General features: G+C 36.5%; 27 protein-coding genes. All 27 read right to left on the bottom strand.

The annotated features are described in order from the left end of the window. Positions 1–133: 133 nt before the first annotated feature. Positions 134–1,327, bottom strand: a complete 1,194-nt coding sequence (locus ATZ99_RS05180) for a CaiB/BaiF CoA transferase family protein (protein WP_068748172.1) — start codon at positions 1,325–1,327, stop codon at positions 134–136. Positions 1,328–1,540: 213 nt separating this feature from the next. Beyond that, entirely contained in the window at positions 1,541–2,170 is a 630-nt protein-coding gene (locus tag ATZ99_RS05175) for a ribonuclease HII (RefSeq protein ID WP_068748171.1), read from the bottom strand. Positions 2,171–2,184: 14 nt separating this feature from the next. Further along, positions 2,185–3,057, bottom strand: coding sequence for a ribosome biogenesis GTPase YlqF (ylqF, locus tag ATZ99_RS05170; protein WP_068748170.1), 873 nt, complete (start codon positions 3,055–3,057; stop codon positions 2,185–2,187). 37 nt (positions 3,058–3,094) lie between these two features. Beyond that, positions 3,095–3,439 carry a 50S ribosomal protein L19 gene (gene rplS / locus ATZ99_RS05165; protein ID WP_068748169.1) on the bottom strand — a complete coding sequence of 115 codons (345 nt, stop codon included), beginning with the start codon at positions 3,437–3,439 and terminating at the stop codon, positions 3,095–3,097. 69 nt (positions 3,440–3,508) lie between these two features. Then, on the bottom strand, positions 3,509–4,249 hold the full coding sequence (gene trmD / locus ATZ99_RS05160; protein ID WP_068748168.1) for a tRNA (guanosine(37)-N1)-methyltransferase TrmD: 741 nt from the start codon (positions 4,247–4,249) through the stop codon (positions 3,509–3,511). Then, positions 4,249–4,758 (bottom strand): ribosome maturation factor RimM, encoded by a 510-nt coding sequence (rimM, locus tag ATZ99_RS05155; RefSeq protein WP_068748209.1) that lies wholly within the window; start codon positions 4,756–4,758, stop codon positions 4,249–4,251. The genes trmD and rimM overlap by 1 nt, the downstream gene beginning before the upstream one ends. Before the next feature lie 51 nt (positions 4,759–4,809). Continuing rightward, on the bottom strand, positions 4,810–5,037 hold the full coding sequence (locus tag ATZ99_RS05150) for a KH domain-containing protein (RefSeq protein ID WP_068748167.1): 228 nt from the start codon (positions 5,035–5,037) through the stop codon (positions 4,810–4,812). A gap of 4 nt (positions 5,038–5,041) precedes the next feature. Further along, complete coding sequence (gene rpsP / locus ATZ99_RS05145) at positions 5,042–5,341, bottom strand: 30S ribosomal protein S16 (RefSeq protein WP_068748166.1); 300 nt, start codon at positions 5,339–5,341, stop codon at positions 5,042–5,044. Between the two features lie 20 nt (positions 5,342–5,361). After that, positions 5,362–6,699, bottom strand: a complete 1,338-nt coding sequence (gene ffh, locus ATZ99_RS05140) for a signal recognition particle protein (RefSeq protein ID WP_068748165.1) — start codon at positions 6,697–6,699, stop codon at positions 5,362–5,364. Between the two features lies 1 nt (position 6,700). Next, complete coding sequence (gene ylxM, locus ATZ99_RS05135; protein WP_068748164.1) at positions 6,701–7,060, bottom strand: YlxM family DNA-binding protein; 360 nt, start codon at positions 7,058–7,060, stop codon at positions 6,701–6,703. Between the two features lie 111 nt (positions 7,061–7,171). After that, a complete protein-coding gene (gene ftsY, locus ATZ99_RS05130; protein ID WP_068748163.1) occupies positions 7,172–8,071 on the bottom strand; it encodes a signal recognition particle-docking protein FtsY in 900 nt (299 codons plus the stop codon). Positions 8,072–8,082: 11 nt separating this feature from the next. Further along, on the bottom strand, positions 8,083–11,634 hold the full coding sequence (gene smc, locus ATZ99_RS05125) for a chromosome segregation protein SMC (RefSeq protein ID WP_083947355.1): 3,552 nt from the start codon (positions 11,632–11,634) through the stop codon (positions 8,083–8,085). 131 nt (positions 11,635–11,765) lie between these two features. Further along, on the bottom strand, positions 11,766–12,026 hold the full coding sequence (locus tag ATZ99_RS05120) for a stage V sporulation protein S (protein WP_068748162.1): 261 nt from the start codon (positions 12,024–12,026) through the stop codon (positions 11,766–11,768). 82 nt (positions 12,027–12,108) lie between these two features. After that, the gene (gene rnc, locus ATZ99_RS05115; RefSeq protein ID WP_068748161.1) at positions 12,109–12,828 is read right to left on the bottom strand and encodes a ribonuclease III; all 720 of its coding nucleotides are present in this window, start codon (positions 12,826–12,828) and stop codon (positions 12,109–12,111) included. 29 nt (positions 12,829–12,857) lie between these two features. Next, positions 12,858–14,108, bottom strand: coding sequence for a beta-ketoacyl-ACP synthase II (gene fabF, locus ATZ99_RS05110; RefSeq protein ID WP_068748160.1), 1,251 nt, complete (start codon positions 14,106–14,108; stop codon positions 12,858–12,860). 103 nt (positions 14,109–14,211) lie between these two features. After that, positions 14,212–14,445 (bottom strand): acyl carrier protein, encoded by a 234-nt coding sequence (gene acpP, locus ATZ99_RS05105; RefSeq protein WP_068748159.1) that lies wholly within the window; start codon positions 14,443–14,445, stop codon positions 14,212–14,214. 85 nt (positions 14,446–14,530) lie between these two features. Then, the gene (fabG, locus tag ATZ99_RS05100; protein WP_068748158.1) at positions 14,531–15,277 is read right to left on the bottom strand and encodes a 3-oxoacyl-[acyl-carrier-protein] reductase; all 747 of its coding nucleotides are present in this window, start codon (positions 15,275–15,277) and stop codon (positions 14,531–14,533) included. Further along, complete coding sequence (gene fabD / locus ATZ99_RS05095) at positions 15,261–16,217, bottom strand: ACP S-malonyltransferase (RefSeq protein ID WP_068748157.1); 957 nt, start codon at positions 16,215–16,217, stop codon at positions 15,261–15,263. Before fabD ends, fabG begins: the two co-directional genes overlap by 17 nt. Continuing rightward, positions 16,205–17,164: an enoyl-[acyl-carrier-protein] reductase FabK gene (fabK, locus tag ATZ99_RS05090; protein ID WP_068748156.1), complete on the bottom strand. Its 960-nt coding sequence runs from the start codon at positions 17,162–17,164 to the stop codon at positions 16,205–16,207. Before fabK ends, fabD begins: the two co-directional genes overlap by 13 nt. Positions 17,165–17,185: 21 nt before the next feature. Further along, positions 17,186–18,022 (bottom strand): DegV family protein, encoded by an 837-nt coding sequence (locus tag ATZ99_RS05085; RefSeq protein ID WP_068748155.1) that lies wholly within the window; start codon positions 18,020–18,022, stop codon positions 17,186–17,188. A gap of 15 nt (positions 18,023–18,037) precedes the next feature. Further along, a complete protein-coding gene (locus ATZ99_RS05080) occupies positions 18,038–19,024 on the bottom strand; it encodes a beta-ketoacyl-ACP synthase III (protein ID WP_068748154.1) in 987 nt (328 codons plus the stop codon). Beyond that, a complete protein-coding gene (plsX, locus tag ATZ99_RS05075) occupies positions 19,021–20,019 on the bottom strand; it encodes a phosphate acyltransferase PlsX (RefSeq protein ID WP_068748153.1) in 999 nt (332 codons plus the stop codon). The genes ATZ99_RS05080 and plsX overlap by 4 nt, the downstream gene beginning before the upstream one ends. Beyond that, entirely contained in the window at positions 20,016–20,591 is a 576-nt protein-coding gene (fapR, locus tag ATZ99_RS05070) for a transcription factor FapR (protein WP_068748152.1), read from the bottom strand. The genes plsX and fapR overlap by 4 nt, the downstream gene beginning before the upstream one ends. Positions 20,592–20,720: 129 nt before the next feature. Further along, positions 20,721–20,903 (bottom strand): 50S ribosomal protein L32, encoded by a 183-nt coding sequence (gene rpmF / locus ATZ99_RS05065; protein WP_068748151.1) that lies wholly within the window; start codon positions 20,901–20,903, stop codon positions 20,721–20,723. Between the two features lie 20 nt (positions 20,904–20,923). Next, complete coding sequence (locus ATZ99_RS05060; RefSeq protein ID WP_068748150.1) at positions 20,924–21,451, bottom strand: YceD family protein; 528 nt, start codon at positions 21,449–21,451, stop codon at positions 20,924–20,926. Between the two features lie 65 nt (positions 21,452–21,516). Further along, positions 21,517–22,710: an acetate/propionate family kinase gene (locus tag ATZ99_RS05055; protein ID WP_068748149.1), complete on the bottom strand. Its 1,194-nt coding sequence runs from the start codon at positions 22,708–22,710 to the stop codon at positions 21,517–21,519. A gap of 54 nt (positions 22,711–22,764) precedes the next feature. Continuing rightward, a complete protein-coding gene (gene pta / locus ATZ99_RS05050) occupies positions 22,765–23,763 on the bottom strand; it encodes a phosphate acetyltransferase (RefSeq protein ID WP_068748148.1) in 999 nt (332 codons plus the stop codon). Positions 23,764–23,898 lie beyond the last annotated feature (135 nt).

Here is a 23,898-nt window from a genome sequence, read left to right as displayed (position 1 = left end):
ATGGTAAAAGATAAAATTTCAAAAGCTTTTTACCATAAGACGGAGCTTTTTTATTTAAGTTTAAGCCTGCACTATATACATAGACCTGTTTCCCTTAAAAATTGAAGGGTGGGCATTTATAAATACAATTTTTTTAATTAATAACACTCTTTTCCCTTAAAGTTTTTATTTCCTCCTCGGTATAATTTAACAGGTTTTTCAAAACCTCATCGGTGTGTTCTCCAAGAAGAGGAGCGGGAGTTCTAACTTCTCCAGGAGTTTTTGACATATGGAAGGGAGTACCGGTAATCTTTACTTTACCAACTAAAGGCTGATCTATTTCAACCACCATTTTCCTGTAATTCACTACCGGGTCATTCACAACTTTATCAACGGTGTTTATCGGAGAATAAGGCAGGTTGTACTTATCAAATATTTCCATCCACTCCTGAGTGGTTTTGGTAAGCATAATTTCTTCCAGTATTGGTATTAATTCTTTTTTATTCTCATTCCTGAGAGGATTTGTCTTGAATTTGGGATGCTCTATCAAATCAACCCTGCCAATCGCTTCGCAGAATAATGCCCATAATTTATCGTTGCCAATTGGTGTGATTATATAGTGGTCTTTGGTTTTAAAAGCCTGGAACGGTGTAATAGTAGGATGTGCCGTTCCCAGAGGACCAGGTATCTCTCCCGTCATGGTATACCTTACTATCGCATTTTCTAAAAAATAAACCAATCCATCAAGCATAGAAATATCTACATGTTGACCTTCTCCCGTTTTCTCCCTGTGGATGAGTGCACTTAAAATTCCAATAGCCGCATGATGTCCTGCTACCAGGTCCCCAATGGAAGTTCCAACCCTTACGGGAGGACCTCCTTCCGGTCCCGTAATACTCATCAAACCGCTGTATCCCTGAACAACCATATCATAGGCAGGTTTTGAAGAATACTCCGGTAAAGTATCGTGTCCGAAACCGCAAATAGAGCAGTATATAATGCCGGGGTTTATTTTTTTCATTTCTTCATAGGAAAAGCCCAATTTTTTCATCGTGCCCGGTCTGAAGTTTTCCACTACTACATCCGAAATTTTTATCAAATCCCGCAGAATCCTTTTGCCCTCTTCAGTCTTCAGGTTAACACATACGCTTTTTTTATTCCTATTAATACTGATAAAATAACCGCTTTGATCATTCTTGAAAGGCCCAAATTGCCTTGCATCATCGCCATCAGGTGGTTCTAACTTAATAACTTCTGCCCCCAGATCTGCCAAAATCATTGTACAAGCCGGTCCTGCAAGGACATGGCTCAAATCCGTCACTCTAATTCCTTCTAACGGCCCTTTCATATTTTCACCTTCCTTTCAAAACTATCTGTGTAACTTTATATATAAAATTATGTACAGAGTTTCGTTTTCCTTTGTTAACCTGTAACAAAAAGGTCTAAATCTACCTATAACTATTAACCATCTATAACTCAGCGATTCTAAGCTCTTAGATATAAAAAATTAATAACTTATTATATGTTAAGTTTATTAATATAATACATAGATCTTTCTATATCACATTTCTAAATTTTTAATGCTGAAAGTTTTTCTATGAATTGGAGAGTATCCGAATTTTTTAATTGATTCTATGTGTTTTTTTGTACCATAACCTTTATTATGTAAAAAATCATACTGGGGGTATAAATCGTGATACTGCTTCATAATTCTATCCCTTTCCACCTTTGCTACAATAGATGCAGCTGCAATAGAGCCGCAAATCCTGTCCCCACCTTTTATTCCTTCCTGGGGCAAATCTATTTCGGGTATTTTTAAAGCATCCACAATTATATAATCCGGAGAAATTTTAAGTCCGAGAACCGCATTTTTCATAGCAAGCAAAGTTGCTTTTAAAATATTGTGCATATCTATGTATCTCTCATCTACAATTGAGAAAGAATAAGTGATTGCTTTTTTAACTATTTCTTCATATACTTCTTCCCTTTTTTTTTCGCTTAACAATTTTGAGTCTTTCAGGTTTGGGATAAAAACATTTTCCGGAAGTATTACGGCTGCAGCCACAACAGGTCCTGCAAGAGGTCCACGACCCGCCTCATCCACGCCTGCAATTAATTTGTAACCTCTTTCCCTGAGCCTTTTTTCAAATTCGAATAATTTTCTTAGCCTTTCTTCTTCTTTTACCACCATATTTTTACTCCTTACTAAAAGATACTTTTTTGATTATCGTCTACACTTTCATTGTAAATTTCCCAGAATTCATTATCGCAGGGTTCTTCTAAGGAAATTTTTCCTATTTTCCCATCCCGAAACTCTTTTAAAATTATTTTTGAAGCCTTTAAAGTATCAATTCTTCCCCCTGCCAGGAGACATCCTCTTTTTTCTCCGATTTCCCTCAGGATATCTTCGGGATTGCCGGGAGAATCTAATTTGAATCTTTCCATTAATTCTTTTCTGAATTTTAATGATATAAACTTAATTAAAATTAAAGCTATTTTTTCGGGATTATAAATCTCTTCCTTTATACATCCTAATATAGCAAGTTTAACGCCCGCATCTCTTTTTTCAAATTTGGGCCATAAAATTCCGGGAGTATCAAGGAGCTCCAGATCTTTATTAACTTTTAACCACATTTTCCCTTTAGTAATACCCGGTATATCTCCCGTCTTCGCACTTTTCCTGCCAGCCAATTGGTTTATAAAAGAAGATTTGCCAACATTAGGTACCCCCATTACCATACAGCGAACAACGCCATTTTTTTGCTTTTTTATATTTTTTATATAACCTATTATCTCTTTGATACCGCTTTTGTGAACCGAATCTACCGAAAAAGATATAATTCCCTTTTCTTTGTAGTAGTTTTGCCATTTTTCCGTAACTTCTTTTTGCGCCAAATCTTCTTTATTTAATACCCTTATAATGGGCTTTTCTCCGACAATATCTTTTATATCCGATATGTGAGAGGATTCAGGCGCTCTCGCATCTACCAGTTCCAGTACAACATCTATTACTTTCAATATTTCCTTCATCTGTCTCTTAGCTTTCGCCATATGTCCCGGGTACCATTGAATCTCCAAAACTAAATCGCCTCCTTAATAAATTAAGGGACTGTTATCAGTCCCTTTCTTTTATTTTTGCTGCTTTTCCTTTAAGCTTCCTCAGGTAATATAGCTTTGCTCTGCGAACCTTTCCCTTGCGAACAACTTCAATTTTTTCAATCCTCGGTGAATGAAGGGGAAATACCCTCTCCACACCTACGCCGTAGGATATTTTCCTAACGGTAAATGTCTCCCTCAAGCCACCGCCTTTTCTTGCTATAACAACTCCTTCAAAAACCTGTATCCTTTCACGGTTGCCTTCAATAACTTTCGTATATACCTTCACGGTATCGCCGGGTCTAAACTCCGGAATATCCGTTTTCATCTGTTCCTGTTCAATTACTCTGACCAAATCGGACATTTTACGGACCTCCCTTCTTTTAACAAATGTAATTATAGCATAAAGAAAATTAGTTTACAACAAAAGGCGTCAATCTAAATCGATGTTTAGCTCTTTTAGAAGCTTTTTGTCGTCTTCCGTTAATTTAGCCTTTTTAAGTAAGTCCGGCCTTTTCTCATAGGTAATCCTCAAAGATTCTTTTCTTCTGAAAAGGGCTACTTCTCGGTGATTGCCGGACAAAAGCACCTGGGGAACCTTGAGCCCCCGGTACTCTTCCGGCCTTGTATATTGCGGATATTCCAGCAACCCATCACTGAAAGATTCGAATAGGGCCGATTCATCGCATCCCAAAACTCCTGGCAATAATCTCGATACGGCGTCTATTACTGCAAGGGCAGGTATTTCGCCCCCGGTAAGGACAAAGTCGCCTATGGATATCTCATCGGTAATCAGGGTCTTTACCCTTTCGTCAACTCCTTCATAGTGACCGCAAATTATTATAAGTTCTTCTTCTTTTGAAAGTTCTCTTGCGATTTCATTGTTGAAAATTTTCCCCTGAGGCGACATTAAAATAATCCTTTTTTTCGACGATGCGGAGATAGAATTAACATAATCAATAGCTTCAAATATGGGCTCCGGCTTCATCACCATCCCAGCACCGCCACCATAGGGGTAATCATCGACCTTTCGGTGCTTGTCTTTTGAAAAGTCCCTGATGTTTATAAGTTCTACATCTATTTGCTTTTTTTCAATGGCTCTTTTTAATATGCTAACTTTAAGAGGGCTATCAAAAAACTCCGGGAAAATTGTAAGTATAAAAAACCTTAGCACTAAATTAACCCCTCCATAGGGAATATGAACATAATGCCCTTTTCAATATCGATATTTTTAACGACTTCTTTAATGGCCGGAATCAATATTTCTTTATTTTCTTTGTTCTTTATCACATATACGTCATTGGCTCCTGTTTGAATCACATTTATTATTTCTCCTAAATACTCGTCATCAACGGTGTAAACTTTAAGACCAATAATGTCACAAATAAAGTAACGCCCTTCAGGTAATTTAACCGCATCCTTTCTGTGGACCATTATATATTTATTCCTGAATTTTTCTGCTTCCTTAGCATCATCCACTCCTTCAAATTTTAATACCACAAAGGCTTTTTTTAAGAAAATTACCTCTTTAATAACCAATTTTTCTAAGCAATTTTCTTGTTCGTAGAAAACTTCTTTTAAATTTTTAAACCTCTCAATATCATCGGTTAGAGGCTCTACCTTAACCTGCCCTCTAACCCCCCAAGGGGAAATTATTCGGCCAACGGTTATATACTGTTTCAAACCGGTGACCTCCATTTCTTTCAAAAAGGGTTAGGTAGCATCCTAACCCATTTATAATATTTCTACTACAACTCTCTTACCCTGCTTTGCTGCGGCAGCTTTTACAACGGTGCGTATTGCTTTAGCTATCCTTCCCTGTTTTCCGATAATTTTTCCCATATCTTCAGGATGAACTTTTAATTCAAGTATTACCGATTGTTCTCCTTCCACTCTATTTACAGTAACATCCTCAGGATGATCTACCAATGCTTTTGCAATATATTCTACCAATTCTACCATATTATTACTCCTCCTTCACTTCTGGAGTTTGGGGGGTAGTTTCTTTATTGCTTTTGATTTTATCCAAAAGGCCGGTAACTTTAAAAAGATATTTCACTGTATCGGTGGGTTGTGCTCCTTTTTTAATCCAACCAAGAGCCTTTTCTTCGTTAATTTTAATTTCAGCAGGGTCCGTGAGCGGGTTATAATAACCAATTTCCTCAATGAACCTGCCATCACGGGGACTTCTGCTGTCTGCCACTATAATTCTATAAAAAGGTCTCTTTTTAGCCCCCATTCTCCTTAATCTGATTCTTACTGCCATTTTTTCACCTCCTTTTAAATTTAAAAATTGAAGAATGGTATTCTAAATCTTCCCTTTTTGTGGGATTTTTCCATTTCTGACAGCTGTTTCATAAGTTTTTTCATCTGTTCAAATTGTTTTAATAACTTATTTACATCCTGCACCGTTGTGCCACTTCCCATCGCAATCCTTTTTCTCCTGCTACCGTTTATTATTGAGGGGTTACGCCTTTCTTCCTTTGTCATCGAATTAATTATTGCTTCTACCTTTACCAGTTCTTTTTCGTTAAAATCGAGTCCCTGCATTTTTTGTGGTGAAAAACCCGGAATCATTGAAAAAATTTGATCAAGAGATCCCATCTTTCTAACCTGTTTCAATTGATCTAAAAAATCATTTAAATCGAACTGTTCCTTTCTTATCCTTTCTTCCAGTTCCTTAGCTTTTTTAATATCTATGTTCTGAGTAGCTTTTTCGATTAAGCTCAATACATCTCCCATTCCGAGAATCCTGGAGGCCATTCGGTCGGGATAAAACTGCTCTAAATCATCTAATTTTTCGCCCATTCCTACAAATTTTATTGGACATCCTGTAACAGCTTTTATGGATAAGGCCGCTCCGCCTCTGGTATCACCATCGAGTTTTGTCAAAATTAAACCCGTTAGTTCTAACTTGCTGTGAAAACTTTCAGCAACATTTACCGCATCCTGTCCAGTCATACTATCTACTACAAGAAGTATTTCGCATGGATCTACGGCGCTTTTAATTTCTTTTAATTCTTCCATCAATTCTTCATCTATATGAAGCCTTCCTGCTGTATCTAATATTATCACATCGTTACCATGGCGAAAGGCATGTTCTACAGAAGCCCTGGCAATTTCCACGGGTTTTCTCTCACCCATAGAAAAAACCGGTACCTTTACTTTATCTCCTACTACATGAAGTTGTTTTATTGCAGCCGGTCGATAAATATCCGCTGCTACAAGTAAAGGTCTTCTGCCCATTTTGGAAAGATAATTGCCTAATTTGCCGGCTGTAGTAGTTTTTCCAGATCCCTGCAGTCCTACAAGCATAATTACAGCCGGATTACCCTTTAAATTTAGTTTTGTTTCTTTGGAACCCATCAGGTTAGTTAACTCATCATACACTATTTTTATAACCTGCTGCCCCGGAGTCAGGCTCTCCATTACTTCATGCCCTATTGCCCTTTCTGTGACTTTTGAAATAAAATCTTTAACTACCTTATAATTTACGTCAGCTTCCAAAAGGGCGAGTCTTATTTCTCTCATCGCTTCCTTTACATCTGATTCGGAAAGCTTCCCTTTTCCCCTTAACTTTTTAAAAATGGCATCCAATTTCTGAGAAAGGGCTTCAAATGCCAATCTATTCCCACCCTTCTTTGACCAGTTTATCCAGAGCTTCAATAGCCTTCTTTAGAATTTCTCCTGAATATTCATCAAGATGCGGTAATATACCTTCCAATTGCAATTTTATCCTTTCCAATGCCTTCTTTTGACTTAAAAATTTCTCTACAAGCCCTAATTTTTCTTCACATTGTTTTAAAAACTCTAAAGAACGATGGATATTATCAAATACTCCCTGCCGCGAGACATTGTAATTCTGTGCAATTTCGTTAAGGCTCAGGTCATTAAAATAATAAAGTTCGAAATACTCTCTCTGTTTTTCGGTAAGAAGTGGACCGTAAAAATCGTATAGCAAACTAATTTTAACAATATCTTCCATTTTATCATCTTCTCGTCTGTAAAGTAGATTCGCTTTACATATATAGATTCTAAAAAAAAAATGATTATATGTCAATCTTTTAAAATAATTTTTGTATGAATTAAATAGACCTTAGCTTATGATAGCATCTACAAACTCCTTCGGATCAAACTCAGCAAAATCCTCAATGCTTTCTCCCGTTCCCATATAGCAAACAGGTATCCCCAACTCTGCAGCAATAGCCAGAGCTACTCCCCCTTTGGCAGTACCATCCAATTTGGTAAGTATTATACCGTTAACATTAACTGCATCTTTAAAAATTTTTGCCTGGGAAATTGCATTTTGGCCGGTGGTAGCATCTAAAACCAGATAGCTAATTTTTACTGCTTCCGGATATTCCTTTTCTGCAACTCTGTAAAGTTTCTTCAATTCTTCCATAAGATTTTTCTTTGTATGAAGTCTTCCAGCGGTATCACAGATTATTACATCCACATGACGGGCTTTCCCGGCTCTTATAGCATCAAAAAGGACGGATGCGGGGTCGGAGCCTTCCATCTGCCTTATTACCTCCACACCAGCCCTCTGTCCCCAAACTACGAGTTGTTCTACCGCAGCCGCTCTAAAGGTGTCCGCTGCAGCTATAATTACTTTTTTACCTTCGGATTTATATTTATAAGCAAGCTTTCCAATGGTGGTAGTTTTACCCACCCCATTTACCCCTACTATCAAAATGATAGCAGGAGTACTAAATCCAATATTACTTTTAGGGAAAAGATTAACCATTTCTTCCTTTAAGGCCGATTTTAATTCATCTGCATCTTTTATCTTATTGGCTTTCACTTTATCTTTGAGTTTTTGAATTAAATCCTCCGTGGCCTTCACACCAATATCTGCTGTAATAAGCGCCTCTTCGAGTTCCTCCAGAATGTCATCATCAATTTTTACCGATAACTTAAATATCCCCTCTAATTTATTTACCAGACTGTTCCTGGTTTTTGAAAGACTCTCTTTAATTTTATTGAAAAAACCCATAATACACCTCCTCAAACCTTTAAAGACACCACTTTTGAAACGGCGGTTTCCTCCATGGAAACTCCGTACAGAGCATCCGCTATCTCCATTGTACCCTTCCTATGGGTAATAATAATAAATTGAGTATTATCGGACGCTTTTTTTACGTAATTGGCAAATCTTTCAATATTGGCATCATCTAAAGCGGCTTCAATCTCATCCAAAATACAAAATGGAGTAGGTTTAACATTTAAAATGGCAAATAGTAAAGCTATTGCCGTGAAAGATCTCTCTCCACCTGATAGTAGATTTATATTTTGGAGTTTCTTCCCCGGGGGTTGGGCTACAATCTCAACCCCCGTCTCCAGCGGTATAGATTTATCTATTAGATAAATATCGGCCTTGCCTCCTCCAAATAGTTCAACAAATACCTCCTGGAATTCCTCTCGTATTTTTTCAAATGTCGCCAAAAACATTTTTTCCATTGTTTTTGTGATTTCTGCAATCAAATTAGTTAATTTTTCTTTTGCATTTATCAAATCCTGCTTCTGGGAAATCAAAAATTCCTGCCGTGATTTAATTTTTTCATATTCTTCTATTACTCCCAAATTTACTTGTCCTAATTTAGAAATCTCCTCTTTTACATTATTTAACATTTCCTGAAGCTGTTCGATCTCTCCTAATTCTTTTTTCAATTCTAAAGCTTGGGCGGGAGTTAACCTGTATTTTTCGTAAAGGTGGTTCTCCAGGAAATTTTTTTCCATTTCATGTGATGCTTTTTTTATCTTTATATCATTTACCGAAGTATCACATTTCTCTATTTTTTTCCTATATATCAAAATCTCTTTTTGTAAACTTTTTATTTCATTCTCAATTTCTATAAAATTTGTCCTTAATTCCTCATATTCTCTATCCACAAGATTTTTTTTTGAAGATATTTCAACTAAAAATTTTTCTCGAGCCATTTTCTCATTTCGAATACTTTCCTGTAACTCGTACAGTCTTGATAATTTTTGATTGTACTCCAAAGCCTCATTTTTTATTAAATCCATACTTTCCTGTAAATGTTGTATTTCTAACCTTAGACCATATTCCTCATTGTTAATTAAGGAAAGCCTATTGTTAAGTTCTTCTAATTTCTTCTCTTTTTCTTCTTTTTCTGCAAAAACAGCCTGCATTCTATCTTTTATTTTTTTAATTTCCTGCTGGTTCTCACATATTTTTTTATTTAGTTCATCTATATCTTTTCTGGCTACTATAATCTCGGCATCTAATTCCCTTAAATCCTTTTCTACCTGGTCAAGCTCCAAGCAAAGGATATGTATCCTATCTTTTCTTTCCTCCAAAACCTTGTTTTTCTCGGCTTTTTCCTGATTGAATTTAACTACTTCTATAGTTAGTTTTTCTAAGCTTTTCTTAAGGTAATTTAATGCATAATTTTTTCTTTCTATTTTTTTATTAACCAAGAACATTTCATCTTTGATTAATTCTATTTCTTTATTTATTTTGTAAATATCGCTGTTCAATAAGTTAATTTCTCTTTTTCTGCTTAATAAAGATAAGGATTTTTTAAAGCTTCCCCCGGTTATCGAACCCGAAGGATTTATAATCTCTCCATCTAAAGTAACAATTTTAAATACAGGATTCTTTCTAAAAGCAATAATCGCAGAATCCATATCTTCAAAAACAATTACCCTGCCGAGTAAATTTAAAATGCAGTTTATATATTTTTTATCATATTTTACAAGGGATTCTGCAAGTCCTACAAATCCACTGGAAGTCTTGAATTGTAATAGTTCCTCATCTTTTATAATCTTTGGCTTCATCAAAGTTAGTGGAAGAAATGTGGCTCTTCCTAAATTATGCTTTTTTAAGTATTCCACAGCTTTTTTCGCGGAATCTTCATCCTTACATAAAATATCAATAAGAGAACCTCCTAAGGCCGCTTCAACAGCTAATTCGTATTCTTTTTCAACATAGATAAGTTCGGCTAAGGAACCGTATATACCTTCGATATTAATCTTTCCGTTTTTCAAATCTAATAGTAGATTCCTTACACCTACCGGATAACCCTCATAATTATTTTCAAGTTGTTTCAGTGCTTTTAATCGTGAATTAAGTTCGTTGTATTTCGCCGCCTTATCCGATAGCATCTTTTGTAAATCACGTAATTTGTCTTCTAACAATGATATTTCTTTGCACAATCTATTTAAACCAGATTTTAAAATCGCAGAATTACTATCAAGCATTTTCACTCTTTTTTCAATAGCTTCGATTTCCTGAGAGGTAATCTGGTTTGTTCTTTGTAATCGTTCTACTTCCCCAATAATCTGTTCTTTCCTTTTCTTTAAGGAATCATTCATGGTGTTAAGGCTTGACAATATGTTTTTTCTTTCAGCTGTGGAGTTTAATAAATCTATTATATTAGATTTTAAATCTTCAATCCTTTTTTCTTCTTTTAAGATTTTATTCTTTATTTCTTCAACATTTTCTTTAAGCCTGGATATTTGACCTTCCACCGAATTCCTCTCTAATTTTTTCCCTTCTAAAAGCAATATTTTTTCCTTTATAATATTTTTACAGTTTGATTTTCTATCCGACAGTCCCTCAATTTTTACCAATAATTCTTCCTTTTGAGTTTGATAATCCCTCAATTTTTCCGTATAAAACTCTATATCCTTTTTTAAATTAGCAATCTGAACATTTTTTTCCTGGGATTCCTCTCTTAATTTCTCTAATTTGAAGGATTCTTTTTCATATTGTTCATTTTTATTTTTTAATTTTTCTTCAGCTATGAAGAGTACATCTTTTAATCTTTTTAATTCCTCTTCATTCCTTGCCAGTTCTTGTTCATAGTTTTTTATTTTCTTTTCCACGTTGTGCAATTTTATCAAAATTAAATTTACCTCAAGTTCTTTTTCCGCTTCAGAGAGCTTTTTATACACCAGAGCTTTTTCCTTTTCTTCATACAAGGACTCTAATTGATACTCCAGCTCATTTATCAAATCATCCAGTCTTGAAATATTCATAGAAGTTTCTTCCAGCTTTTTTTCTGACTCTTTTTTCCGCGCCTTATGTTTTGTAATTCCGGCGGTTTCTTCAAATATCAACCGTCTTTCTTCAGGTTTTGAAAGTAAAAACTCATCTATTTCTCCCTGGCTAATAATTGAATAGCCATCCTTACCTATGCCAGTATCCATCAAGAGTTCCTGTATATCCTTTAATCTGCATGGCACCTTATTTAAGTAAAATTCGCTTTCGCCAGAGCGAAATACCCTTCTTGTTATAGAAATCTCAGTAAAATCAAGAGGCAAAAAATGGTCTTCATTATCCAGTACCACCGTTACTTCAGCCATACCGAGGGGTTTTCTTTTTAAGCTTCCGGCAAAAATAATATCTTCCAATTTGCTGCCTCTTAAACTTTTAACGCTTTGTTCTCCCAAAACCCATCTTATGGCATCAGTAACGTTACTTTTCCCGCTTCCATTAGGTCCAACTATGGCATTTATTCCTGGTTGAAACTCTATTTGTATCCTGTCGGCAAAGGATTTAAATCCCTGTATCTCTATCTTTTTTAAAAACATCTTGCTCCCCCTACCGGTATAAAACCTTAAACATACAGTAATAAAATTTTATCATAAAACCGACTAACATAAAACCGACAAAAAATAAAAATACCTGTCTATAAAAGACAGGTATTTTACTTCACTGCAGTTTAACGGGGTTCAACGATAAATTTTATTGCTGTTCTTTCTTCTCCATCGATTTCAATCTCTGCAAAGGCAGGAATAGCTACTAAATCTAATCCATTTGGAGCAACAAAGCCTCTTGTAATTGCAATGGCTTTAACAGCCTGGTTTACAGCACCGGCACCCACTGCCTGAAGTTCAGCAACTCCTTTTTCCCTCAGAACAGCTGCCAGTGCCCCAGCAACAGCTTTAGGTTTTGATTGAGCTGATACTTTTAGTACTTCCATTACACATGTACCCCCTCTAAAGTATTTTTATTATTTTATATTCTATGAGACTTATAAAATTCCTTCTTTATCTATAAAATAATTACCAAAATTTATAATTTTTATCAAGTTGATCTATTGCTTCCTTTGCTGCTCGTTGTTCCGCTTCTTTTTTGCTCTTACCCTTTCCGCGCCCCAGCACTCTATTTTTCCACTTTACTTCGACGTAAAAAGTTTTATCGTGATCAGGACCTTCCTCTTTTACCACATTATACATTATCCTATCCTGAGATCTCTTCTGTAAAATTTCCTGAAGGGTGGTTTTATAATCCGCAACAAAATTCCCAGCCTTTAATTTATTTATTATTCCTTTAAATTTACTTATTACAAATTGTCTAACTTTTTCTAAACCTTGATCAAGATATATAGCACCCAGTACTGCTTCAAATGTGTCAGCAAGAATTGATATTTTTTCTCTGCCCCCGCTTAATTCTTCCCCTTTACTCAAAATTAAATAATCTCCCAGGGATAACTCCTTTGATATTAAAGACAAGGTTTCTTCACATACCAAAAAAGCTCTGATCTTTGTCAATTCGCCTTCTGAGTGCTCAGGAAATTCTTCAAAAATCCACTGACTAATTACAAGTTCCAGCACCGCATCACCTAAAAATTCCAGCCTTTGATTGTTTTCTTCCAATTCGGAACGCTTTTCATAGGAAAAAGAAGGATGAACCAATGCTAGATTGAGTAATTCTAAATTATAAAAGCTTATCCCGAGTATTTTTTGAAGCTCATCGAGCTTGGCTTTTCTTTGTTCATCCATTTTTTACCTTCCTTAAACATAATAATTTATTATTTTTTATCATCCCGGTATTTACCAAATATCACACTGGCATTATGTCCTCCAAAACCCATTGAATTGGAAAGTGCAAAATTAACTTTTGTTTTAACGGATTTATTAGGAACGTAATTTAAATCACATTCGGGATCTTCGTACTCATAATTTATTGTCGGATGGATTTCATCGCTGTATACCGATAAAATAGTAGCTATGCCTTCAACAGCTCCTGCTGCCCCAAGAAGATGACCCGTCATGGACTTAGTAGAGCTAATATAAAGTTTATAGGCATGTTCTTTAAATACCCTTTTTATAGCAATTGTTTCGAATTTATCGTTTAAAGGAGTTGATGTGCCATGAGCGTTAATATAATTTATATCCTCGGGTTTTATATTGGCATCCCTTATAGCAATCTCCATGGCCTTAGCTGCACCTTCCGCATCGGGTGCAGGCTGTGTTAAATGATAAGCATCTGCGGTAGAGCCGTAACCTAAAACCTCCGCATAAATCCTGGCATTTCTTTTTAGAGCATTTTCCAGAGTTTCAAGAACCAGCACCCCGGCTCCTTCTCCCATTACAAAGCCATCCCTTTCCCGGTCAAAGGGTCTTGAAGCTCGCTCGGGTTCGCTATTTCTGGTTGATAAAGCTTTCATTGAAGAAAAACCTGCAATGGAAAGAGGTGTAATTGGTGCTTCCGTTCCACCGGCTATTATTACTTCAGCTCTACCATCCTGCAGCATTTTAAAGGCCTCTCCTATCGCAGTAGTGCCCGATGCACAAGCCGTAACCGTAGTTATATTTGGACCTTTAAAGTTAAACTCCATTGAAATTTGTGCTGAAGCCATATTGGCTATCATCATCGGGATAAAAAAGGGGCTAACCCGTTTTGGACCTTTTTCCATAAGTATTTTATGCTGTTCTTCCCAGGTAATTACTCCTCCTATTCCTGAGCCCAGAACTACACCTATCCTCTCCCTATCTACTTGGTCTATGTTTAATTTTGCATCTTCAATTGCCATTTTCGCAGCAGCAATAGCAAATTGCGTAAATCTATCCATTTTTTTTGCTTCTTTTTTGTCTATAAATTCCTCCGGATTGAAATCTTTTATCTCTCCACCGATTTGAACCGGTAAATCAGATGTATCCAGGGACTCAATTCGGCTTATCCCTGATTTCCCATTTATTAATGAATCCCAAAACTTATTAACTCCTATCCCAACGGGTGATACAACTCCCAGTCCGGTTACTACTACCCTTTTTTTCATCCAATAATCTCCTCCAAATAAATTCTTTATACTATTTTAAAGAAAGTCCCGTAGATTTCCACGGGACTTACTGATGTTCTTTTCTATTTTACATAATGACAAATTAACCGATACGATTTTTTATGTAATCCACCACATCCTGCACGGTTTTAATTTTTTCTGCATCCTCATCAGGGATTTCCAAATCAAATTCTTCTTCAAAAGCCATTATGAGTTCTACAATATCCAGCGAATCGGCTCCCAGATCATCTATAAAAGAGGCATCGGGAGTAATATCATCCTCATCCATTCCAAGCTGATCGGCAATAATCTTTTTCACTCTGTCTAGAATTTCCATCACTTCACCTCCCTTCAGATATAGGTTCTCTTAGTTATAATATTATACTACTAAAAATTTATTCTAATATTCAATAATAAGATTATTACAAAGTTAAACCACCGTCAATAGCAATAACCTGTCCGGTAATATATGAAGCCTCATCTGAAGCAAGAAAAGCAACTAAATTTGCCACATCCTCCGGGAGACCGATTCGCTTTAGAGGAATTCTTTCTATTATTTTTTCTTCTGTTTCTTTTTCGATAATTGGTGTGGTCATGTCGGTTTTTATAAATCCTGGAGCTACTGCATTTACTGTAATTCCTCTGCTTCCCAGCTCTTTTGCCAAAGATTTGGTAAATCCTATTATACCTGCTTTTGCAGCGGCGTAATTTACCTGTCCTGCATTACCGTAAATCCCAACGATTGAGGATATATTTATTATTCTTCCAAAACGTTTTTTCACCATATATTTTACCGCAGCTTTTGTTACGTTAAAGGTTCCTTTTAGATTTGTATCTAAAACTTTGTCGAAATCTTCTTCTGTCATTCTCAAAAACAGCGTATCTTTTGTAATTCCCGCGTTATTTACCAATATATCAATATTATTAAATTTTTTATATACTTCTTCAATCAGCTCCTCTGCTTCTTTAATTTTTGATACATCTTTTTTTACCAGATATGCACTTTGGCCCATATTCTCAATTTCCCTTGCAACTTCAAGGGCAAAAGATTCGTTTTTTACATAATTTATTACTACATTACAACCTTTCTCTGCCAGCTTCATACAAATACTTTTTCCGATTCCTCTTGATCCACCTGTAACTATAGCAATTTTACCCTGCAGATTCATATAGTATTCCTCCTAATTGATTCAAAGTTTTTTCTAAGCTCGCTATATCTTCTACGTTTAAGACTTCTGCGTTCCTATCTATTTTTTTTACGAATCCGCTCAAAGATTTTCCAGGGCCTACTTCAATAAAGATATTTACTCCCTTATTTGCCATCCTCTTTATACTATCTTCAAAGAGAACGGGTGAACTTACCTGTTTTATCAATAATTCTCTAATTTTTTGAGGTTCATCTTCACTATCGGCTGTTACGTTAAAAACCACCGGAATTTTAGGAGCTTTTATATTTATCCTTTCAAGATCATATTTCAGCTTTTCTCCTGCCCCAACTAAAAGACTTGAATGGAAAGGTGCGCTTACGTTTAACATTGTAACCTTTTTTGCCCCAAACTCTCTGGCAAGTTCCACGGCAAATTTCAGTGCAGCAATTTCTCCCGATATTACTATTTGTCCGGGGCAGTTAAAATTTGCTATTTCCACTACACCTTCCTTTGAAGCCGTTTTTATTAATTCCTGAACCTGTTCCCGGGTAAGTCCCATCAAAGCAGCCATACCACCGGTGCCAATGGGAACTGCTTCCTGCATATACTTTCCACGTTTTTTTACTATTGAGACAGCATCCTCAAAAGAAAGGGCATCTGCTGCTACCAGCGATGAATACTCGCCCAGGCTAAGACCACAGGTAATATCCGGATTTACACCGTAGGATTTTAATATATTAAAGCAGATAATACTATGAACAAGGATTGCAGGCTGTGTGTTTTCAGTTTCCCGCAATTTTTCTTCAGGTCCCTCAAAACATAACCTTGAGATGGGCAATCCTAATACTTTCTCGGCTTTATGGAATAGCTCTTTTGCTATAGCAAATTTTTCATATAAATCTCTTCCCATACCGACATACTGGGCTCCCTGCCCCGGAAATATAAAAGCTATTTTTGACATACTTCCCACAACCTTCCTGAGTTAATAGATCTCACAATTTCATCCGCTTCGCAAATAATATCTTCTATTATTTTTTTAACCGGCTTTATATCCTTGATAAGCCCTGAAATTTGTCCTGCCATTAAAGAACCGTACTCGATATCTCCTTCGACCGCAGCTTTTAATTTGCCCGTCCCCAGAGCTTCATAATCCTCTATCGGAGCGCATTTTTGTTCCAAAATTTCAAATTCCCTCGATAATTTATTTTTCAAAACCCTGACAGGGTGTCCTGTAGGTCTCCCCGTAACTACAGTACTTCTGTCTTTTGCTTCAATAATAGCTCTTTTATAATTATCATGGACCTTACATTCCTCCGAACAAATAAAGCGCGTTCCCATCTGTACACCTTTAGCCCCCATAATTAGCGATGCTAAAAAGCCTCTTCCATCCCCAATGCCCCCGGCTGCTATCACGGGTATTTTAACGGCATCAACGATCTGGGGTAATAAAGCCATGGTGGTGATTTCTCCTATATGTCCTCCGCATTCCATTCCTTCCGCTATTACAGCATCTACGCCTATCCCTTCAAGCCTTTTTGCAAGAGCCACAGATGCTACTACAGGAATCACTTTAATACCCGCTCTTTTCAAAGAATCTATATATTTTCCGGGATTTCCTGCTCCCGTAGTAATTACTGGAACTTTTTCTTCTATCACTACTTTAATAACCTCATCAACAAAGGGTGACATAAAATAAACATTTACTCCGTAAGGTTTATTTGTTAATTGTTTTACCTTAAAAATTTCTTCTCTTAATCTCTCCGGTGGCATGTTCCCTGCCCCTATTATTCCAAGTCCTCCTGCATTGGAAACTGCTGCAGCAAGCTCTGCTGTCGCAACCCATGCCATGCCCCCCTGGATAATGGGGTATTTTATGCCCAAAAGGTCGCATATTTCGGTATGAAACATAGCCTCTCCTCCCTCCGGCAATCAACTGTAAAAAACTACCCCTATTACTCCCGGTCCGGTATGAGTACCAATTACCGGTCCTAAATTAGCAGTAATTATCTCTTTTACTTGAAATTCATTCAACATCAGGTTTTTTAATTTATCCGCATCGTCAGGAGAATTTGAATTCATAATAGCCACATGTAGCGGTCCTGCTATATTTTCCTGTTTTACCAATTCCAATAACCGGCTATATACCCTGTCTTTTCCTCGGACTTTGTCTACAGGTACAATTACGCCTTCTTTCAATGTCAAAATGGGTTTTATATTTAATAAACCACCCAGGAATGCTGCTGCCTTTCCTATTCTTCCGCCTTTTTGCAGATATTCCAAGGTATCAACGGAAAAATAAATTTTCATTTTTTCTTTTAAGCTATAAATCAATTCAATTATTTCTTCCCTTGATTTTCCCTCAAGAGATGCTCTTGCAGCTTCCCTTGCGATAAAACCTACCATAATTGAAGCCCCTTCTGTATCTATAACATCCACAGGTATATCCACCATTTTTTTTGCTACTAATGCCGAATTATATGTACCGCTTAATTTGCTGGAAATATGGATGGATATAATTCTATCCGCTTCACTTTTTAAACTTTTGTAACATTCCAGAAAATCATAGGGTGATGGTTGGGAAGTTCGCGGGTGATAGGGTGAAGTTTTTAGCATCTTATAAAATTCTTCAGATGTAATATCAATGCCATCCCTGTACTCTTCTTCTCCAAAATATACTTTGAGGGGAACCGATGTAATTTTGTATTCTCTTAACGTTTCCGGGTCTAAATCACAGGTACTGTCGGTTACAATTTTTATCCGTTCCATTAAAATCACTCCTTTTTAAATACCCCATTCTATCAGGGCTCCACCCCAGGTCAATCCTGCCCCAAAACCCAGAAGCATAATTTTATCATTCTTTTTCACCTTTCCAGACTTCACTACTTCATCTAAAGCTACCGGTATCGAAGCAGCAGACATATTACCGTATTTATCAAGATTAACAACCACTTTATCTATCGGTATATTCAACTTTCTAAAAGCCGAATCTATAATTCTCATATTCGCTTGATGTGGTAAAAAATAATCAACTTCTTCAACCTGACAACCGCTTTCTTTTGTTATCCTTTTAACCATTTCTTCAATTATCGATACAGCAAATCTAAATACTTCTTTTCCATTCATTTTAATATAATGTTTTCTATCTCTTATGGTGTCAATAGTGGCCGGTTCTTTCGAACCCCCTGCCGGAATATATAAAAGTTCCGATTTTGTTCCATCAGCTCCTAACAATTTATATATAATACCTCCTTCATTAACTCTTCCAATCACACAGGCGCCCGCGCCATCGCCAAAAAGAACGCAGGTATTTCTATCTTCCCAGTCCACTATCCTTGATAAAGTTTCTGAACCGAAAATTAAAACATTATTGTACATACCGCTTTTTATAAATTCATAGGCACAGACTAATGCGTAAATAAAACCCGTGCAGCCTGCTGATAAATCAAAACACGCAGCGTTTTTTGCCTTCAATTTTTGTTGCACCAAACAAGCGGATGAAGGGAATAACATATCGGGGGTAACCGTTGCTCCTATTATTAAATCTATCTCTTCAGGCTTCAAATTTGCCATTTTTAAGGCTTCTTTTGAAGCCTCATAAGCCATATCAGATGTGGCTATATTTTTTTCTGCAATTCTTCTAAAACTAATACCGGTTCTTTCCTTTATCCATTCATCGGAGGTATCTACCATTAATTCCAGGTCAAAGTTTGATAACACCTTATCCGGTAAAAAAGAACCAACTCCTAAAATGCCTATTTTATCCGTCAATCTTTTACCTCCTTTAACCCAGAGAGAGCTTCTTTCATTTTAGATGTAATATCATTCTCAACAAAATTCAATGCAGCTCTTATTCCGTTGAAAATGGCCTTGCTATCAGATGACCCATGGCATTTAACCAGCACTTTATCAAGTCCTAAAAGGATTGCTCCACCGTATTCGCTGTAATCCAATGAATCCTTTATTCGCTTTAAAGCAGGTTTTAGTAATAACCCTCCAACTGAATAAGTAAAACTTTTCTTTATTTCCAACTTCATTTTGTCAAAAAGAAATTTTCCAAAACCTTCTATTGTTTTTAAGAAAATGTTACCGGTGAATCCATCACATACAACTACATCAAAATCTCCTTTAAAAAAGTCTCTGGCTTCAACATTTCCTCTGAAGTTTAAATTATTTACCTCCTTTAACAGGGCGTATGCGCTTTTGACCACAATATTTCCTTTTTCTTCTTCAGTGCCTATATTTAAAATTCCCACTTTTGGATCTTTTTCTTTCATTGCTACTTTGTAAAACTCACTTCCCATTACGGCAAATTCCACCAGGTTTTTTGGTTTTACATCGCTGTTTGCTCCCACATCCAGCAAAAGAACCGGTTTTTTCTCCGTGGGTATTAAAACCGCTATAGCCGGTCTTTCAATCCCGGAAAGCCTACCGAGAATAAAAAGCCCTCCTGCCATTAAAGCTCCGGTGTTTCCTGCTGAAACAAATGCATCTCCTTTTTCTTCTTTTAAAATTGTAAGCCCTTTTACAATTGAGGAATCCTTTTTGGACCTTATAGCTTTAACGGGAGATTCATCATTGGTAATAATCTCATCGGCATTTACTATTTCAAACTTTCCTTTAAAATCTCCCATTTCTTTTTTTATAATCTCTTCCCTGCCTACCAATATTATTTCACAATTAAATTCCATTAAAGCTTTGATTGCCCCTTTGACCACTTCCCGGGGAGCAAAATCCCCTCCCATAGCATCAACAATGATTCTCATGAGCTCACCTCTCCATCTAATGAAACTAAAATAAATTTTCCTCGGAAAACCTCTTTTTCTTTATGAAAAACCCTGACAAACACAAAGTGCTTATTTCCTCTAACCCTGGTCACTTCAGCCTTTGCTACAAGCTTCTGTCCAGCGACTACAGGATACTTATACTTAATATTCGCAACACCGGTTAACGCTACATTCGCATCTATAACAGCTATTGCTAAGGAATTAGCAAAAGCAAAAATATACTCACCTTTTATTATTTTTGTTTTTTCAAAGGTCATATCGTCCGTGGTTTCTAAAATGGATATTGCCCTTTTCCCCAGTTCTAAATCTACCAGTTCTCCAACTATCTCCCGGGCGCTTAATGCTCGGACCTTTGAATAATTTTTTTGAGCTACACTTTTTATGCGTTCCCGGAGTTCCGGAATCTTTAATTCCAGCCGATCAAGTCTTATTGTTTGAATGCTTACATCAAAAATATCTGCTAATTCTTCATCGGTCAAAAACGGGTCATTTTCCAGTAAATTTTGAAGCTCCTGCTGCCTTTCTTTTTTAGGAAGATTTTTTTTGTTCAATCTTCTCACCTCAAAATTATTAACAACAATTATGAGTTGGTACTAATATTTTATACTATTAGTAGTTAAAAATCAATAAAAAATAAAAGGAGAGAACAAAATTATTCTCTCCTTTTATTCGATATTCTCTTATTCAGCTTCTACCTTCATCACCTGACGGTGATTGTAATAACCGCAATTTGGACATATCCTGTGAGGCATTTTCTTTTCATGGCACTGAGGGCATTCCATCAAGTTTGGTGCGGTTAATTTCCAATTAGCTCTGCGTTTGGCTGTCCTTGCTTTCGAAAACCTCCGTTTCGGATTGGCCATAAATACACCTCCTATAACCGTTACTTGTTGTAGTATTTTTCCAGAGCGCTCAGCCTTGGATCTACAGCGCTTTTAAAACAATCGCAATTGCCTTCATTTAAATTTTTTCCGCATTTTTCACAAATACCCTTGCAGTCAGGGCTGCATAATATTTTTGCTGGATAGTTCAGGATAATTTCATTTTCGATTAATAAGTCTAAATCAATATTTTCACCGATAATTGGGTATATTTCATTTTCCGATTCATCTAAATAGGGTTCTTCATAACTTGACCTTACATTTTCTCCAAATCGAAAAGAAAAATCTACATCCAGCTGTACATGGGTAACTTTCAAACACCTGTAGCAATTATCCTCTATGGAAGCTTTAATGTTACCTTCTACCAGATAAATCTTTTTACCCAGATTCGTTATTTTCCCTTTTACCAGCACCGGCGAAGTGAATTTTAAAGTTTCGCCTTTGTAATCAATCCTTTTAACATCGTATTCAAACTCAAATTCAAGGGAAGCTCCAACCTTATTTTTAATTTCCGATATACTTATCTGCAAGTGTTCCACCTTCATCAAAAAATTGTCTTTTTTATTATAAGGTTATTAAAAGCTTATGTCAATATTTATTTGATAAGGGCTACTGTATCTCTTGCAATCATCAATTCTTCGTTTGTTGGTATGATTAACACCCTTACCCTGGCATCCTCTGCAGAAATGTCAGTTTCTTTACCCCTGACGTTATTTTTATTTTCATCGATCTTTATTCCTAAAAAGTCCATGTTTTCGCAAACCATCTTTCGAACCAAACTGGAGTTTTCGCCTATTCCTCCTGTAAACACTACAGCATCCAGGCCGTTCATTGCAGCTGCATATGCCCCTATATATTTTTTTGCTTGATATGTGAATACTTCCAATGCGAGCTTTGCTCTCTTATTTCCTTCCTGTGCAGCCTGTTCAATATCTCTAAAATCGCTGCTAACCCCCGAAATACCCAAAACGCCGCATTTTTTATTTAGATAGTCGTTTATTTTATCCAAACCTACCCCTTCTTTTTCCATAATGAAAACGGGTATATAAGGGTCCACATTCCCGCATCTTGTGCCCATAGGTATTCCTTCTAAAGGTGTAAAGCCCATACTGTTTTCTACCGATTTGCCGTATTTAACCGCTGAAATACTGGAACCATTCCCAAGGTGTAAGGTAACCAGTTTAATATTTTCTATCGGTTTGCCTAAAAATTGTGCCGCTCTAAGAGAGACATACCTGTGGGATGTACCGTGAAAACCATATCTTCTTACTCCATATTTTTGATAAAGCTCATAGGGTACTCCGTAAATATAAGCGTATTCCGGAATTGTTTGATGAAACGCGGTATCGAAAACTCCTACCATTGGCACATCCGGTAAAATCTCTTTAACAGCCTCAATGCCATAAATGTTTGGCGGGTTATGTAAAGGAGCAAGGTTTATACACTCCTTTAATACGTCCATTACCTTATCATCGATAATCACAGATCCTGAAAATTTTTCTCCTCCATGTACAACTCTATGCCCAACAGCAGAAATCTCTTTAATATCTTCAATAACACCGTATTCTTTGTGTACTAAAGCTTCAAGCATAACTTTTATTGCAACTTTATGATTAGGAATTTCTGCCGAAATCTCTACCTTGTCCTTTCCTGCCGGCTGATGCTTTAACATAGAACCTTCTAAGCCAATTCTTTCTACAAGACCTTTTGCCATAACCGATTCGTCTTCCATATTAAACAGCTGATATTTTAAAGAAGAGCTGCCACAATTGATCACCAGTACTTTCACCAAATAACACCCTTTCTTTTCTTTTATTTTACTCTTTAATTTTTGTTTTATAATTTATTTTACTAAATTCTGTGCCTGTAATGCGGTTATAGCCGCTACATTTACGATATCATCACTGCTGCATCCCCTTGATAAATCATTAATCGGCATTGCAAGCCCCTGGCTAATTGGTCCTATAGCTTCCGCCTTTGCCAGGCGCTGTACCAATTTATATCCAATATTCCCTGAATTCAAATCGGGGAATATCAGGATATTAGCTCTTCCAGCTACCTCGCTACCCGGGGCCTTAGTTTTTGCTACCTTTGGTACAAGGGCTGCATCTGCTTGCAGCTCGCCGTCCACTTTGATTTCCGGCGCTTTTTGTCTTAAAATATTAGTTGCTTCAACTACCTTGTCCACCGTTTCATGCTGTCCACTTCCCTTTGTAGAAAACGAAAGCATTGCTATAATTGGCTCTTCATCCATTAAAGCCTTCCAGGTTCTCGAAGAAGCTAATGCAATCTCTGCTAATTGCTTTGCATCGGGGTTTGGGTTTATTGCGCAATCCGCAAAAAGTATAATGCCGTTAGAACCGTACTCACAATTTGGAACCACCATTATAAAAGCACTGGAAACTACACTCACTCCTGGAGCTGTTTTTATTACCTGAAAAGCCGGTCTAAAAATATCAGCGGTGGCGGTTATAGCCCCAGCAACCATTCCATCCACATCACCATTTTTTACCATTAAGGTGCCGTACCAAATAGGATTTTTAGCAAGTTCCATTGCTTTTTCTTCCGTCATACCTTTGTCTTTTCTGAGCTGATACAAAAGTTCAGCATAATCCCTGGTTTTTTCCGAAATTTCCGGGTCAATAATTTCAATCCCCGAAAGATCAATTCCTCCTGCTATTTCTTTAATTTTCTCTTCCCGTCCTAATAGTATAACCTTTGCTATTTTCTCATCCCTGATGGTTACTGCTGCTTTGATTACCCTTTCTTCAATTCCTTCTGCAAGAACAATAGTTTTATTGGTGGCTTTCGCCCTTTCTCTTATTTTTTGAATTAAATCCATATGTAAATCTCCTTTCAGATTATTATTTAATCCAACCAAAAATAATAATATATCATCTTGGATACTAAATACAAGTGATTTAAATCACAGATTAATAGATTCTATAAAAAATTTGATTTTCCTGCTGAATAATTT

It is taken from the genome of Thermovenabulum gondwanense (genome assembly GCF_001601575.1).
Classification (GTDB): Bacteria; Bacillota; Thermosediminibacteria; order Thermosediminibacterales; family Thermosediminibacteraceae; genus Thermovenabulum; species Thermovenabulum gondwanense.
Note: the sequence above shows the minus strand (reverse complement) of the source record. Positions and strands in the feature narration are given on the sequence as shown.

Excerpts from the sequence above, each read along its gene's own strand:
- fabF (WP_068748160.1), bottom strand. The coding sequence starts at position 14,108 with ATGAAAAAAAGGGTAGTAGTAACCGGACTGGGAGTTGTATCACCCGTT.
- ylxM (WP_068748164.1), bottom strand. The coding sequence starts at position 7,060 with ATGGAAGATATTGTTAAAATTAGTTTGCTATACGATTTTTACGGTCCA.
- ATZ99_RS05085 (WP_068748155.1), bottom strand. The coding sequence starts at position 18,022 with ATGGAACGGATAAAAATTGTAACCGACAGTACCTGTGATTTAGACCCG.
- acpP (WP_068748159.1), bottom strand. The coding sequence starts at position 14,445 with ATGGAAATTCTAGACAGAGTGAAAAAGATTATTGCCGATCAGCTTGGA.
- ATZ99_RS05180 (WP_068748172.1), bottom strand. The coding sequence starts at position 1,327 with ATGAAAGGGCCGTTAGAAGGAATTAGAGTGACGGATTTGAGCCATGTC.
- ATZ99_RS05175 (WP_068748171.1), bottom strand. The coding sequence starts at position 2,170 with ATGGTGGTAAAAGAAGAAGAAAGGCTAAGAAAATTATTCGAATTTGAA.
- fabK (WP_068748156.1), bottom strand. The coding sequence starts at position 17,164 with ATGTTTCATACCGAAATATGCGACCTTTTGGGCATAAAATACCCCATT.
- rnc (WP_068748161.1), bottom strand. The coding sequence starts at position 12,828 with ATGGATGAACAAAGAAAAGCCAAGCTCGATGAGCTTCAAAAAATACTC.
- pta (WP_068748148.1), bottom strand. The coding sequence starts at position 23,763 with ATGGATTTAATTCAAAAAATAAGAGAAAGGGCGAAAGCCACCAATAAA.
- fabD (WP_068748157.1), bottom strand. The coding sequence starts at position 16,217 with ATGTCAAAAATAGCTTTTATATTTCCGGGGCAGGGAGCCCAGTATGTC.
- rpsP (WP_068748166.1), bottom strand. The coding sequence starts at position 5,341 with ATGGCAGTAAGAATCAGATTAAGGAGAATGGGGGCTAAAAAGAGACCT.
- rpmF (WP_068748151.1), bottom strand. The coding sequence starts at position 20,903 with ATGGCCAATCCGAAACGGAGGTTTTCGAAAGCAAGGACAGCCAAACGC.
- ftsY (WP_068748163.1), bottom strand. The coding sequence starts at position 8,071 with ATGGGTTTTTTCAATAAAATTAAAGAGAGTCTTTCAAAAACCAGGAAC.
- fabG (WP_068748158.1), bottom strand. The coding sequence starts at position 15,277 with ATGAATCTGCAGGGTAAAATTGCTATAGTTACAGGTGGATCAAGAGGA.
- ATZ99_RS05120 (WP_068748162.1), bottom strand. The coding sequence starts at position 12,026 with ATGGAAGTACTAAAAGTATCAGCTCAATCAAAACCTAAAGCTGTTGCT.
- ATZ99_RS05150 (WP_068748167.1), bottom strand. The coding sequence starts at position 5,037 with ATGGTAGAATTGGTAGAATATATTGCAAAAGCATTGGTAGATCATCCT.
- plsX (WP_068748153.1), bottom strand. The coding sequence starts at position 20,019 with ATGAGAATCATTGTTGATGCTATGGGAGGGGATTTTGCTCCCCGGGAA.
- smc (WP_083947355.1), bottom strand. The coding sequence starts at position 11,634 with ATGTTTTTAAAAAAGATAGAGATACAGGGATTTAAATCCTTTGCCGAC.
- rplS (WP_068748169.1), bottom strand. The coding sequence starts at position 3,439 with ATGTCCGATTTGGTCAGAGTAATTGAACAGGAACAGATGAAAACGGAT.